The sequence below is a fragment of the Marivivens marinus genome, from assembly GCF_035969385.1.
In the GTDB taxonomy this organism is placed as follows: Bacteria; Pseudomonadota; Alphaproteobacteria; order Rhodobacterales; family Rhodobacteraceae; genus SELP01.
The window spans coordinates 122,122-135,224 of sequence record NZ_JAYKKJ010000004.1; the positions used below are offsets into that span (position 1 = coordinate 122,122).

The 13,103-nt window shown below is 62.6% G+C and carries 12 protein-coding genes; 8 read left to right on the plus strand and 4 right to left on the minus strand.

What is annotated here, in order from left to right; translation table 11 throughout:
* The first annotated feature begins 31 nt into the window (after positions 1 to 31).
* The 5 genes from U3648_RS07570 to U3648_RS07590 all read left to right on the plus strand — a co-directional run bounded on the left by U3648_RS07570 (position 32) and on the right by U3648_RS07590 (position 5,860).
* Positions 32 to 472, plus strand: a complete 441-nt coding sequence (locus U3648_RS07570; RefSeq protein WP_420858641.1) for a TrgA family protein — start codon at positions 32 to 34, stop codon at positions 470 to 472.
* Between the two features lie 2 nt (positions 473 to 474).
* Positions 475 to 1,599, plus strand: coding sequence for a gamma-glutamylcyclotransferase (locus tag U3648_RS07575; RefSeq protein ID WP_420858642.1), 1,125 nt, complete (start codon positions 475 to 477; stop codon positions 1,597 to 1,599).
* Positions 1,600 to 1,677: 78 nt separating this feature from the next.
* Positions 1,678 to 2,712 (plus strand): cysteine synthase A, encoded by a 1,035-nt coding sequence (locus U3648_RS07580; RefSeq protein WP_420858907.1) that lies wholly within the window; start codon positions 1,678 to 1,680, stop codon positions 2,710 to 2,712.
* Positions 2,709 to 5,144, plus strand: a complete 2,436-nt coding sequence (locus U3648_RS07585; RefSeq protein ID WP_420858643.1) for a DUF3772 domain-containing protein — start codon at positions 2,709 to 2,711, stop codon at positions 5,142 to 5,144. Before U3648_RS07580 ends, U3648_RS07585 begins: the two co-directional genes overlap by 4 nt.
* Positions 5,141 to 5,860, plus strand: coding sequence for an alanyl-tRNA editing protein (locus U3648_RS07590; RefSeq protein ID WP_420858644.1), 720 nt, complete (start codon positions 5,141 to 5,143; stop codon positions 5,858 to 5,860). The genes U3648_RS07585 and U3648_RS07590 overlap by 4 nt, the downstream gene beginning before the upstream one ends.
* A 107-nt stretch (positions 5,861 to 5,967) precedes the next feature.
* Here the strand turns inward: U3648_RS07590 and U3648_RS07595 are convergent, their stop codons facing one another.
* A complete protein-coding gene (locus tag U3648_RS07595) occupies positions 5,968 to 7,026 on the minus strand; it encodes a flagellar motor switch protein FliG (protein ID WP_420858645.1) in 1,059 nt (352 codons plus the stop codon).
* A 203-nt stretch (positions 7,027 to 7,229) separates the two neighbouring features.
* Positions 7,230 to 7,715, minus strand: a complete 486-nt coding sequence (locus tag U3648_RS07600) for an autoinducer binding domain-containing protein (protein ID WP_420858646.1) — start codon at positions 7,713 to 7,715, stop codon at positions 7,230 to 7,232.
* 125 nt (positions 7,716 to 7,840) lie between these two features.
* Here U3648_RS07600 and U3648_RS07605 point away from each other — a divergent pair, with 125 nt between their 5' ends.
* Positions 7,841 to 8,464 carry a helix-turn-helix transcriptional regulator gene (locus U3648_RS07605; protein WP_420858647.1) on the plus strand — a complete coding sequence of 208 codons (624 nt, stop codon included), beginning with the start codon at positions 7,841 to 7,843 and terminating at the stop codon, positions 8,462 to 8,464.
* A 293-nt stretch (positions 8,465 to 8,757) separates the two neighbouring features.
* Entirely contained in the window at positions 8,758 to 9,429 is a 672-nt protein-coding gene (locus tag U3648_RS07610; protein ID WP_420858648.1) for an acyl-homoserine-lactone synthase, read from the plus strand.
* A 44-nt stretch (positions 9,430 to 9,473) separates the two neighbouring features.
* Here U3648_RS07610 and purB read toward each other — a convergent pair whose 3' ends face one another.
* The gene (gene purB, locus U3648_RS07615) at positions 9,474 to 10,778 is read right to left on the minus strand and encodes an adenylosuccinate lyase (protein ID WP_420858649.1); all 1,305 of its coding nucleotides are present in this window, start codon (positions 10,776 to 10,778) and stop codon (positions 9,474 to 9,476) included.
* Positions 10,779 to 10,993: 215 nt separating this feature from the next.
* On the opposite strand from purB, the gene U3648_RS07620 reads away from it, so the two are divergent.
* Positions 10,994 to 11,905 (plus strand): endonuclease/exonuclease/phosphatase family protein, encoded by a 912-nt coding sequence (locus U3648_RS07620; protein ID WP_420858650.1) that lies wholly within the window; start codon positions 10,994 to 10,996, stop codon positions 11,903 to 11,905.
* Here the strand turns inward: U3648_RS07620 and U3648_RS07625 are convergent.
* Positions 11,868 to 13,094, minus strand: coding sequence for a bifunctional alpha/beta hydrolase/OsmC family protein (locus U3648_RS07625; RefSeq protein ID WP_420858651.1), 1,227 nt, complete (start codon positions 13,092 to 13,094; stop codon positions 11,868 to 11,870). The two genes, U3648_RS07620 and U3648_RS07625, sit on opposite strands and share 38 nt — an antisense overlap.
* Between the last annotated feature and the right edge of the window lie 9 nt (positions 13,095 to 13,103).

Below are 13,103 nucleotides of genomic sequence, written 5' to 3' on the forward strand. Positions count from 1 at the left end.
GGCGGCGACCGGCAGCAGAGGAGGGCAGTCCATGCCGACCATGGGCAAACTTGTCGCCGCCGTGCTTTTCGGGGCATTGGCCTGGCATGTTTCGCAGTTATGCGTTCCGATTTTCCCCGAAGGAACGATGCCGACCTATTGGATCGGGATCAACACGGGCTTTGGCATCCTGATGGGCTGGGTCGTGGCGGGCAAGCGGGCCGGGATGGGCCTGAACGCGGCGATCAGCTATGGCGTCACCACGGCCGTGGCGATCATCTTCTGGGCGCTGTTCGGAAATTCCGCCGTCGAGATGGTCGAACGGTCGCTGGACAAACGCTATGACGGCCCGGTCGAGGCTGTCGTCAGCATCTTTGAAATCGGGGTCGAAACCGGGCAGATGCTGGCCACTGTCGAGGTTCTGGGCGCCCTGTTCATCGGGGCGATCATTGCCGCGCTCATCGTCGAATTCGTGGGCAAGCGAGCGTCCTGAGAATGAACTTGTTCCTCTACGGCACGCTGCGCCATCCCCGGTTGCTTGACCTGATTGGCGGGCCGGGGCCTGCGGTGGCGGAACCGGCCAGCTTGCCGGGCTATGCCGTGGACCGGGATCGGGACAGCCCGTTGCCGATGATCGTACAGCGCGACGGGGCCGAGGCCGAGGGCCTGCTATTACGCGGTCTGTCGGCGGAACAGCTGGATCGGCTGGATGCCTACGAACTCCCCTTTGGTTACGTCCGGTCGCCGGTGACGGTTCGGACATCAGCGGGGGATCTGCCTGCCGAGGTCTATTTGCCGCCGGTGGCGCAGGCTGCCAGCGGCGATCCGTGGTCGATTGATGACTGGTTTGCGGAGGATGGCGAAGTAACGCTTTACGCCGCCGAGGAGATCGCCGCCCATGACCCCCCGCTGTCCGGAGAAGATCTGGCGCGGCAATGGGGCATGATCCGGATGCGGGCCCATGCCCGCGCCCGCGCGGCGGCCAATGCGGCCCCTGCCACCCACCGACGGACCTCCAGCCCCGACGATGCGCGCGTGTTGTCCGCCACGCCGCCAGCCGGCGGGTTCTACAAATTTCGTCAGGCGACCCTGTCCCACGACCGGTTCGACGGGTCCGACAGCGGCCCCCTGCCGCGCGAGGTGTTCCATGCGGTCGATGCGGCGCTGGTGCTCCCCTATGACCCGGCACGCGGCCTTGTGTTGCTGGTTGAACAGTTCCGGGTTGGCCCTTTCATGCGGGGCGACGCGAATCCTTGGGTCCTTGAACCCGTCGCAGGGATCGTGGACGCCGGTGAAACCCCCGCCGCCGCTGCCCGCCGCGAGGCAGAGGAAGAGGCCGCGCTGGGCCAGATCACCCTGCATCATATGTTCGACTATTACGCCTCTCCGGGGGGATCGACGGATTATTTCTATTGCTATGCCGGGGTGGCCGATCTGGGCGGGGCGCAGCAGTATTCCGGCGGCTTGGAAGAGGAAGCGGAAGACCTGCGCCTGCATATCCTGCCGCTGGCCGCAGCGCTGGCCATGATCGACACGGGCGAGGTGAACGCCGGGCCGCTGATCTCGATGCTGTATTGGCTGGACCGGAACAAAGACCGGTTGACCGCCGCCCCTGCTTGAGTTCCCGCGTCCCCGCCCATACACATGGATCAACGCCCGGTTCGACGGGCCGTGTCACGCTGAATGAAAGGCCCGAAGATGCAGATCAAGCCCGACCTCGCCGCCAGTATCGGCAATACGCCCCTGATCAAGCTGCGCGCCGCGTCCGAGGCCACGGGCTGCACCATTCTGGGCAAGGCCGAATTCATGAACCCGGGCCAGTCGGTCAAGGATCGGGCGGCGCTGTTCATCATCAAGGACGCGGTGGAAAAGGGCCTGCTGAAGCCGGGCGGGACGATCGTGGAGGGCACGGCCGGGAACACCGGGATCGGGCTGGCGCTGGTGGGTGCGTCGATGGGGTTCAAGACGGTCATCGTCATCCCCGAAACCCAAAGCCAGGAAAAGAAGGACATGCTGCGGCTGGCCGGGGCTGAACTGGTTCAGGTGCCCGCCGCGCCCTACCGCAACCCCAACAACTATGTCCGCTATTCCGGGCGTCTGGCCGAGGAACTGGCGAAGACGACGAACGAGGGCGTGATCTGGGCCAACCAGTTCGACAACGTCGCCAACCGTCAGGCCCATATCGAAACCACCGGACCTGAAATCTGGGATCAGACCGGCGGCAAGGTCGATGGGTTCATCTGCGCGGTTGGCTCTGGCGGGACGCTGGCCGGGGTGGGTATGGCGCTTCAGCCCAAGGGCGTGAAGATCGGTCTGGCCGATCCGGATGGCGCGACGCTGTTCAACTATTACACCACCGGCGAACACAAGGCCGAGGGCGGGTCGATCACCGAAGGGATCGGGCAAGGGAGGATCACCGCCAACCTTGAAGGGTTTACGCCGGACATGGCCTTCAACATCCCCGATGCCGAGGCCCTTCCGATCGCCTTTGACCTTCTGGAACATGAGGGCCTGTGCCTTGGTGGATCGTCGGGGATCAACGTGGCCGGAGCCATCCGCATGGCCCGCGAAATGGGGCCGGGGCAGACGATTGTCACGGTTCTTTGCGACTATGGCACGCGCTACCAGTCCAAGCTGTTCAACCCGGATTTCCTTAAGGAAAAGGGCTTGCCGGTGCCCGGTTGGCTTGACCGCGGCCCACAGTCTATTCCCGGCGTGTTCGAGGACGTATGACACGGCTTGGGGCACTTTGGCTGTGCCTGGGGCTGGCCCTGTTCGGGCTGGCCGGGGCGGCGACTGCCCAGAATGCGACACCTGTCGAAACGACGACCGCCCCGGTAGACGAAGGCGCGGCCCCGGTCGAGATTGCGGTTCCAGAAACCGGGCTGGACTATGCCGAGTGGGAAGCGCTTGCCGAGCAGGCAGAGGGGGTCATACTTGACGGGGACGAACCGGCATTTCTGCTGGAAGAAACACGGGCGAACCTAGTCGTCTGGCGGGACAGGTTCGATACTGTTCAAAATCAGAACGCGCAGCGGGTCGCGACGATCCGGGATCAGATTGCGGCGTTGGGCCCTGCGCCAGAAACCGGCACGGAAGACGCCCGCGTCTCTGCTCGGCGGGATAGCCTTGACCAGCAACTGGCGGTTCTTCGCGCTCCGGGGCTTTTGGCGGCAGAAGCCCGTAGCCGGGCAAACGGCATGATCGGAGAGATCGACCGCCAACTTCGAGATCTGCAAACAACTGAACTAACACGTCGGGACCCGACCCCTTTGAACCCGGCGTATTGGCCTGATGCATGGGCGGCGGTCAGCGGAACGGTTTCATCCGTTCTGGCCGAGGCAAGGACCGTCCTTTCGATCGACGAACGACGGGCCAATGCGCAGGACCGATTGCCTCAATCCATCCTGTTTCTTCTCGTCGGTATCGTCCTGATCGCGCGTGGGCGGCGGTGGATGGAACGCGCGCGCGACCTGCTGCCGATGGGCGGGGGAAGGGCGCAGGGGGTGCGTGATTTCGTCCTCTCGCTGGGGGAACTGCTGCTTCCGATCTTCGGGGTCGTGTTGTTGGTCGAGGCGGTGGATATCCTGCGCCTGATGGGGCCGCGCGGGCGCAGCCTGCTAAATACCTTGCCGGAAGCGGGGGCAATGGTGATCACGGCCAAATGGCTGGCGCGGCGGCTGTTCCACGAAGGGCTGCAAAATGCGCTTCACGTGGGGGCAGAGGGACGGGGGACTGCCGCGCGGCTGACGGGCCTGCTTGGCTGGTCGCTTGGCCTGTTCATCCTTGTCTCTGCCGTGGCCTCTGTGTCGCGGGTCGGTGCGGGGGGGACGGCGGCGCTGTTGTTCTCGGTACACGTGCTGACGGCGATCCTTCTTTATCGGTTCGGTCAGGTTCTTGTCCGCGGGGGCGCCGGGGCAGATGCCCAGAAGGTTGGCACCGAAGGCGGAGATTCCGTCGTGGTTGAAACGGCGCGGGACCAGACCTACCGGACGCGGATATTCCGCATGATCGGACGGGTGGCGCTGGTGATTGCGGTGCTGGCGCCCCTTGGCGCGATGGTTGGGTTCCGGGCCGCGGCCGAGGCGGCCCTGTATCCGGCAGTTGAATCGCTGGCCCTGATCGGGGCGCTTGTGCTGTTGCAACGGCTGATCTTTGATGTCTACGCGCTGGTCTTGCCGGGGCGCCAATCGCGGGAAGACGCGCTTGCCCCTGTTTTGATGGGGTTTGCGCTGGTTCTGGTGTCGCTACCCGCCTTCGCGCTGATCTGGGGCGCGCGCGTGACCGACCTGACCGAGATCTGGACCCGGTTCAGCGACGGTATCGCTATCGGCGAAACTCGGATATCGCCGACGAATTTCATTACCTTCGTGATCGTCTTTTCCGTGGGTTACACACTGACGCGACTGGTACAGGGCACCTTGCGCAATTCGGTCCTGCCGAAGACACGGTTGGACCTTGGCGGGCAGAACGCCGTTGTGGCGGGTCTGGGATATGTCGGGATCTTCCTTGCGGCCCTTGCCGCGATTACCGCCGCCGGGATTGACCTGTCGGGGCTGGCCATCGTCGCCGGTGCCCTGTCGGTCGGGATCGGTTTCGGCCTTCAGAACATCGTGTCAAATTTCGTGTCGGGGATCATCCTGCTGATCGAACGGCCCATCGCCGAAGGCGACTGGATCGAGGTGGGCGGCCAGATGGGCTATGTCCGCGATATTTCCGTCCGGTCCACCCGGATCGAAACCTTCGACCGGACCGATGTGATCGTGCCGAACGCCGATTTGGTCAGTGGTCAGGTCACGAACTGGACCCGGGGCAATTCTGTTGGCCGTGTCATTGTGCCGGTCGGGGTCGCCTATGGCACGGATACGGTTCGCGTTGCGGCGATCCTGCGCGAAATTGCTGAATCCAACCCGATGGTTGTCATGGCGCCGCCGCCGAACGTGCTGTTCGTCGGATTTGGCGCGGACAGCCTTGATTTCGAAATTCGCGCGATCCTGCGGGATGTGAATTTCGTGATGAACGTAAAATCAGAGATGAACCACGCCATCGCCAAGCGGTTTGCCGAGGAAGGGATCGAAATTCCCTTTGCGCAACGGGATATATGGCTACGCAATCCCGAAGCACTTCGGCCGGGCGCGGGCGATCCGACAGGGGACGAGACATGACAGAGCCGCTTTTTCGGGATGACGCCTATCTTCGTGATGCGCCAGCGACGGTCGTTGCGATCACCGAAGAGGGCGGGATCGTTCTGGACCGGTCGATCTTCTACCCGACGGCCGGGGGGCAGCCCGGCGACAGCGGGCGCGTGGTTTGGGACGGGGGCGGCATCGACATTGCGACGACCGTAAAGGGCGAAGGAGAAACGATTATCCTGGTCCCGGCAGAGCCGGCGGCCCTTCCGCAGGTCGGTCGGCAGGTGGCGCAGGAAATGGATTGGGAACGCCGCCACCATCACATGCGTGTTCACACGGCACTGCATCTTTTGTCGGTTGTGATCCCGCTTCCGGTCACGGGCGGATCGATATCGGTGGACAAGGGGCGGCTGGATTTCGACATGCCCGACGCCCCCGAAGACAAAGAGGCGCTGGAGGCGGCGCTGAATGGTCTGATCGGCCGCGATTTGCCGGTGACCGATGAATGGATCACAGAGGCCGAACTGGATGCCAACCCCGGTCTGGTCAAAACGATGTCAGTGCAACCGCCGCGTGGCGCTGGACGGATCAGATTGGTCCGGATCGGCGCGGGCGAGGATACCGTCGACCTTCAGCCCTGTGGTGGAACTCACGTGGCCCGCACGGGAGAGATCGGGCGGGTCCGGCTGGGCAAGATCGAAAAGAAGGGCAAGCAGAATCGCCGCGTCTATCTGCATTTGGACGGGTAGATGGCTAGAACGCCTCACGAAATACTTGAAGCATCAGGCATCATCTAACGCCCTGAAATCTATGATTTCAGGTAGGGCTAGGTCGTTCCGGTTTTTCGCATGACGCTCTAGTCTTCGTCGTCTTCCGTTTCGATGAGAGTGATGTCGCCGGCATCCGCCTTGGCTCGGATTGCGCCGATAAGTTGGGCCTGGGCCGCTTCGCCGTCCGCCTTCTTGATCTTGCCGCGTTCCCCCATTTCTTCACGCAGCTGGTCGGCCATCCGCTGGGACATGTTGGACAGGACGAAATCGACTGCAGCCGCCGTTTCCCCGCCGACGGAGACCGAATAGGCCAGTGCGGTGACAAGCGCCGCGCCTTCCACTTCGCGAATGACCTTGGGGATGTCGTTAGGTTGCACGCGACCGGGAATGTCGGGGAAGGTGAAGATCGCCTTGCGGACTTCGTCGGCAAAGGCGGGGTCGTCCGTTCCCAGGGCTTCAAGAAGGGCATCACGTGTATCCGCACCGCTGGAATTCAGGATCGCGCCGATCCGTTGCGACGGTTGCGTGGCGAAGGCGGGGACAGGGCGGTTCGAGTAGTCGGCCGCCAGTGATGCCCCGATGCGGGCCACAGCGTCGGGCGTGACCGCGGCGGTCTGGGACACCGCGTAGGTGATCCTGCGTGCCCGTTCCCCAGGCAGTTTTCCCAGGACCTCTGCGGCGGTGGCTACTGGCAGTTTCGACAGGGTGACGGCGCATACCTCTGTCCCTTCGGTCTGCATCAGGGCCACAAGGTCCGGAACGTCAAGCGCAAGCACTTGTTGCCACGGGTCGCCGCCATTCGCGCGCGCGGTTTCTTCACGCAGCCGAGCGGCAGCGCGCGGGCTGAGTGTGTCATTCAGGGCGGCAAGGGCGGCTTCTACCCCGTCGGGGGCGGTCAGGGCGACCTGTTCCAATTCGTTGGAAAATTCGGCAATGACCGCGTTTAGCGTCGCGTGATCGATCACCTTGAGCCCACCAAGTTCCCGTGTCAGCTGCAACTGCAGGTCTTCGGGAAGCTGTGACAGCCCCAGGGGTGCCCCTTCCTTCAAGAGCAGTTGAACGACCATCGCAGCCTTGCGTCGGCGGCTGACCCGCACGGAGGGCGAGGGCGGAGTTGGAGTGTCGATCGACTGCATCATGGACATCGCGCGGTTCCATACGGATGGGAAGGCCCGGCAAGGAAACCATGTGTTCGGTAAAGAACCGGTTACGAAATGCGCCCTGCGCAAAGGGCAAATGCCGAATCACCTACAAGGATGCGACGAACAATCGGCCCGGACAGGCAGGCTTGTTGATAGTTGACGTAAGGTCACTTTGCTCGGGGGGGCCCGTCCTGTTTGACCGCTGTCTAGGGATGGGTGAAAGAGATCGACATGTTGCGCAGCTCGTCCCGGACTTCCGGTGACACCGATTTTGCCTCGGCAGTCATCGAATGAAGCTCTTTTACCAGACTGTAGAGCTGGTCGATCTCAGCGTCTGTCAGTTCCCGGTCACTGCGCGAAAAACCGGCCACGGACCGGCTGCCACCTTCTTCGATACCGCAGGCCATTCCGTAAACGAGCCCATATTTACTGGCCTCTGGCAGCACGCCCGCCGGATCGTTGTCTGCAAGGTTGGACCACCGCGTGGTCGCGTTGTTTTCGAACCCGTAGCCAACGATCGGGTCCTGCATGACCATGCCACGTTTGTTATACATGTTGATCCAGTCCTTGGGATAGGTCTGGAACAGGAATGCGGGGGTCGTGAACTGGATATGGAAGGCAATCGCAAAACCAGCCGGAGCGATGTCCTGCATCGTCGTTAGTATCCGGCGAATCTCTGCGGTTGTATCCATGGCGTCGCTTTTCCCCTTTTAGGTTGCCTGACAAACATTGATAACATTAGGTAACACTGGAACGGAGCCTGTCACAAAAGTGGCGGTGCAACAATCAAAGACTGATCCCGGGGAAGATCATCAGCGTGAGTGACAGCCGGAAATTCGAAACGCTTGCCCCAGAGGAGCTGGAGCAGCTTTCACCGTCGGGGTACTACCTTGCGCTTCGGCTTGGGTTTGCCTTTCCCCTTGAGGAGATCAACGCGCTGCCCCAGCAGTGGGTCGAACATTACACGGCAAACCGGTTCATGCTGCATGATCCGGTCATCCGCTGGGTCTACGTCAATACCGGGGCCATCCGCTGGAGCGCCATCGATCTTCCTGATCCGCAAAGGGTCTTTGAAAGGGCGTATAATTACGGCCTTAGGTTCGGGCTTGCGATTTGTTGTGCCGATGATACCGCCGAAGGCCAAAGGTCGTTTGGGTCATTTGCCCGCCCGGACCGGGAATTCACAACTGCCGAGATATCACGGTTGTCGGGGCATCTGCATGCTCTGCACTTCCAGAAGGCCCCGCCGACCAACCTGACCCAGGCCGAGATCGAGGCGCTGGTGATGGTCAAGCAGGGCCTAAGGCTCAAGCAGATCGCCCATGAGTTGGGTGTCAGCGAAGGCGCCGTGAAACAGCGCCTGCGTAATGCGAAGACGAAGCTGGGGGCGCAAACCGCGCCACAAGCCGTCACATTGGCCAGCGGATTCGGCCTGATCTGACAATTCTTGCGGATTGATTCGCCCAGATGCGCGCCCACTGGCGGCTGCGTTGCCGGGACCGTGTCGCCGCATCATGTCGCAGTCTTGCGGTAGGCGCGAATTCGCCAACTCTCAAGCATCTGGAATGCAACGGTTTTCACCTCATTCCCGGCCAAAATGGGCCAATGACGGTTAATGCTTAATCTAGCGTTAACAATAGGAGAGTGATGATCGCTTTGCTACAACTTGAGATAATTGCGATGCAATCTACACGATCTTGTGGCAATTACAATACAACTAAAAGGAGAGTTGGCGTGCACAATATCACTTTCGACCTGCTGGGAATGCACCGCCATGGGGCTGCTTTCGAGGACTACCTGGCGCTGAGGAAAGCATTCTTCGTGGATACGTTGAACTGGGGAATTCCACACAATGCCAGGGTGGAGATGGACCAATACGACAATCCGCTGGCGTTCTATTCCCTTGTTCTGGACGATGACGGGGATGTCATCGCCGGGGCGCGTACCTTGCCCTGCTCGGCAAACTGGGGAAGCCACAGCTATATGTTGCGGGATGCGGCGTTGGGCAATCTGGCCGAGATCCCGGCGCTGATCGAACCGGACATGGTTACGGATACGGTTTGGGAATGCACCCGTTTGGTTGTATCGGACAAGGTAAGATCCATGCGAGAGCGGATTTCCGTCCTTGGCCTGATCGTGGACGGGCTTGTCGATATTGCCCGCCCGCGTGGCGGCAAGATCCTGATGTCGCTGTCGAACCTCTGGCTGCATCGCGCGTTGAACAAGCTGGGGCATCCGACCGATCTGTGGTGTGATCCCTACGTGAATGCCGATGATGGACACAAATACGCGGTCATGGCGATGCCGGTCCCCGCGTTGCCGGAATACGTTCGTATCCCTGCCGCTGCTGCTGTTCCGACGCACCTGCCACAACCGGGCATGGTTCATGCGCCGTCCTTTGGCTAGGGGCCGAATGTGGCGGTGACCGGGCCGGCCACCGCCACGACGTTCTATTCGCCGAAGACGCGGGCGAAAATCGTGTCGACGTGTTTGGTGTGGTAGCCCATGTCGAACTTCGCTTTGATTCCGTCCTCTCCGAGGGCGGCCACGACCTCTGCGTCCTGTAGAAGAAGCTCACGGAAATCGACCCGCTCTTCCCAGACCTTCAGGGCGTTGCGCTGTACCATAGCATAGGCGTCCTCGCGGCTGACGCCGGCCTGGGTGAGGGCCAGGAGCACGCGCTGGCTCATCACAAGCCCCGGGAACTTGTTCATGTTGTCGAGCATGTTGTCCGGGAAGATCAGCATTTTTTCCACGACCCCGGCCAGACGATGCAGCGCAAAGTCCAGCGTGATTGTCGCATCCGGGCCGATACCGCGTTCGACAGAGGAATGGGAAATGTCCCGTTCGTGCCACAGAGCCACGTTTTCCATTGCCGGGATCACGGTCATCCGTACAAGGCGGGCAAGGCCGGTCAGGTTCTCGGTCAGGACCGGGTTCTTTTTGTGCGGCATCGCCGAGGAGCCTTTTTGCCCCATAGAGAAGAATTCCGCGCCTTCCAGAACTTCGGTGCGCTGCATGTGGCGGATCTCGATCGCGACGTTTTCGATGCTGCTGGCGATGACGCCCAGCGTGGCAAAGAACATGGCGTGGCGGTCGCGGGGGATCACCTGGGTCGAAATCGGTTCCGGGATCAGGCCCAGTTTTTCGCAAACATGCGCCTCGACCGCCGGGTCGATGTTGGCGAAGGTGCCGACCGCGCCGGAAATCGCGCCAGTTGCCACCTCGGCCCGCGCGTTTTGCAGGCGGGTCTTGTTGCGGTCCATTTCGGCGTAGAACCGGGCAAAGGTCAGGCCCATGGTGGTCGGTTCGGCGTGAATGCCGTGGCTGCGCCCGACGCGCACGGTGTCCTTGTGTTCGTAGGCGCGGGTCTTGAGCGCGGCCAGCACCCGGTCCATGCCCTCAAGCAGAATATCGGCCGCGCGGACCAACTGAACGTTCAGGCAGGTGTCGAGAACGTCAGACGAGGTCATCCCCTGATGCACAAAACGGGCCTCTTCGCTGCCCACATGTTCCGCAAGGTGGGTGAGGAAAGCGATCACGTCGTGCTTGGTCACCGCTTCGATCTCGTCGATCCGGGCGACGTCGAATTCCACATCCTTGGCCTTCCACACGGCCTCGGCGTTTTCCTTAGGGATCACCCCAAGCGCGGCTTGCGCGTCGCAGGCATGGGCTTCGATCTCGTACCAGATCCGGAACTTGGTGGCGGGTTCCCAAATTTCGGTCATCTGGGGGCGGGAATAGCGGGGGATCATCGGTGTGGCAGCCTTTATTCCTTGGGGAAACGGGATGGGGTGGGTCTTACGGCGGATCGGTCCCGGTCACAACCCATCGACCCGGCAAATTGACGGAACGGGCCAGCAGTTTGCCGCCTGTCCCGCCCGGCCCACTTGCGCCTTGAGGTGTCGCTGGCGATAGTCCCGCCATCGCGATCGGATGGATGGGAACAACGATGCGGAGAGGAAGCCTGATGCGGGCCCTTTGGGGGCTTCTGGCCGCCATTGGCCTGATCGTCCTTGCCCTGACGCACCTTGGCGCTGTGGTGCCGTTGGGGGACGCACTGGCGGTTCTGCGGCCGCATGTGATCCTGCTGGGTGCGCCTGTCGTTCTTGGACTGCTTCTGGCCCGGCTGGGGCGCGTTGCGCTTGTCGCCCTTGCTGCGGTCTCGGCATCGGCCTGGTTCACCTATTCCGATTGGCACGGTTCGGCGGATCGTCTGACGGGGCCGGGCGCGCTGTCGATCTATCAAAAGAACCTTTTGTGGAACGGCACGGACCGCGAGGCCCTGTTGCAGGATATCCGCGCGTCGGACGCGGATTTCGTGACCCTGCAAGAGGTCAGCCGGGAAAACGCCGCGATCGTCGAGGGGCTGGCCGACCTCTACCCCCATCGCCAGATCTGCCAGAGCGCGGGCAACGGCGGCATCGCTATCCTGTCCCGCCATCCGTTGCAGGACGGGCAGGACGGGTGCCGCGCCGGAGAGGGGATCATCCTTGCCCGCGCCGACCTGCCGGGCGGCGACAGCCTTTGGATCGGATCGGTGCATCTGAACTGGCCCTTCCCCTATGATCAGGCGCGGCAGGTGCCCGGCGTGATCCGGGGCCTCGCTGCGCTGGACGAACCGGTTCTGATCGGCGGGGATTTCAACATGGTTCCCTGGGGCAGCGCCGTGCGCCAGATCGGGCGGGCGGCGCGGGCCGACCGTGTCGGCGGCTATGGGTCGACCTTTCCGGGGTTCGGCTGGTTCGCGCCGCTGGCCATCGACCATGTGTTGGTGCCAGACGGGTCCGCCGCGTTGGCAGAGCTGCGGCCCCGGTTTGGGTCAGATCATCTTGGGGTGCTGGTCAGGCTGGATCTGCCGGGGCAAGCGTCGTCTCAATGACCGAGGCGTTTTCCATCGTTCGGTGCACCGGGCATTTATCCGCGATTTCCAAGAGCCGCTGTCGTTGATCGTCTGACAGCGCCCCGGTCAGGTGAACCGTCCGTGTGAACCGGTCGACCCGTTCCTGTGATCCGGTTGCCGCATCCTGCGCGTGGGATTTGTTATGCGCCACCTCGACACTCACCCCGTCCAGCGGCCAGCCCTTGCGCCGTGCGTACATCCGGATCGTCATGGACGTGCAGGCGCCCAGCCCCGCCGACAACAGCCCGTAGGGGGATAGCCCGCGATTGGTGCCGCCATAGGTGATCGGCTCGTCCGCCAGAATGTGATGATACGGCCCGCCCTGAATGTCCTGAAGGAACCCGGATGCATCGGCCTCGGTCACGCGGACGATCCCCTCGGGCACGCCGGGGGGCGGGGCAGGAGGGCGCAGGTCAAGGTATCGACCTGCCCAGGCGGCGATGACCTCGGCCACATATTCGGCATCTTCGGCCCGGCTGAGCAGATGGTCCGCATCGTCAAGGGTGACAAAACTTTTCGGATGACGGGCCGCGGCAAAGATCTGCGCCGCGTTGTCGATCCCCACGATGGCGTCAAGCGGCCCGTGTAGCACCAGAAGCGCTGTACGCAGCGCGGCAATCCCGTCCTCAAGGTCGTGGGTTTCGACATCCTGCACGAAATCCCGACCAATCCGGAACGGCCGCCCGCCCAGATTGACCTCTGCGACGCCATCCGTCTGAATCCGGTCGATGTCGCTGCGGAAGTTCGCGGTGACATGGCCGGGGTGAAACGGGGCGCCGATGGTTGCAATGGCCCGGATGCCCTCGATCCGATGGCCTGCGCTCAGAACGGCGGCCCCGCCCAGCGAATGGCCGATCAGCAGGCTTGGCGCCATGCCGCGTTGGGACAATGCCTCTGCCGCCGCTTCCAGATCGGCGATATTGGACGAGAACGTCGTGTTTTCGAATTCGCCGCCCGAATGGCCCAGCCCGGTGAAATCGAACCGAAGCACCGCGATCCCCATGCCCGACAGCCGTGCTGCGATCCGCCGGGCAGCGGTGATGTCCTTGCCGCAGGTGAAGCAATGGGCAAAGACCGCTGTCGCCAGATGTGGCCCGTCGGGCAGGTCAAGTCGCGCCGCGAGTTTGTCGCCGCTGTGGCCGGGAAAAGTGAAACGTTCGGTGGGCATCGGCGGACC

Bases quoted from the DNA above. Each gene is read 5' to 3' on its own strand.
- U3648_RS07575 (WP_420858642.1), top strand. From the start codon at position 475: ATGAACTTGTTCCTCTACGGCACGCTGCGCCATCCCCGGTTGCTTGAC.
- purB (WP_420858649.1), bottom strand. From the start codon at position 10,778: ATGATCCCCCGCTATTCCCGCCCCCAGATGACCGAAATTTGGGAACCC.
- U3648_RS07595 (WP_420858645.1), bottom strand. From the start codon at position 7,026: ATGTCCATGATGCAGTCGATCGACACTCCAACTCCGCCCTCGCCCTCC.
- U3648_RS07585 (WP_420858643.1), top strand. From the start codon at position 2,709: ATGACACGGCTTGGGGCACTTTGGCTGTGCCTGGGGCTGGCCCTGTTC.
- U3648_RS07570 (WP_420858641.1), top strand. From the start codon at position 32: ATGCCGACCATGGGCAAACTTGTCGCCGCCGTGCTTTTCGGGGCATTG.
- U3648_RS07590 (WP_420858644.1), top strand. From the start codon at position 5,141: ATGACAGAGCCGCTTTTTCGGGATGACGCCTATCTTCGTGATGCGCCA.
- U3648_RS07620 (WP_420858650.1), top strand. From the start codon at position 10,994: ATGCGGGCCCTTTGGGGGCTTCTGGCCGCCATTGGCCTGATCGTCCTT.
- U3648_RS07625 (WP_420858651.1), bottom strand. From the start codon at position 13,094: ATGCCCACCGAACGTTTCACTTTTCCCGGCCACAGCGGCGACAAACTC.
- U3648_RS07600 (WP_420858646.1), bottom strand. From the start codon at position 7,715: ATGGATACAACCGCAGAGATTCGCCGGATACTAACGACGATGCAGGAC.
- U3648_RS07580 (WP_420858907.1), top strand. From the start codon at position 1,678: ATGCAGATCAAGCCCGACCTCGCCGCCAGTATCGGCAATACGCCCCTG.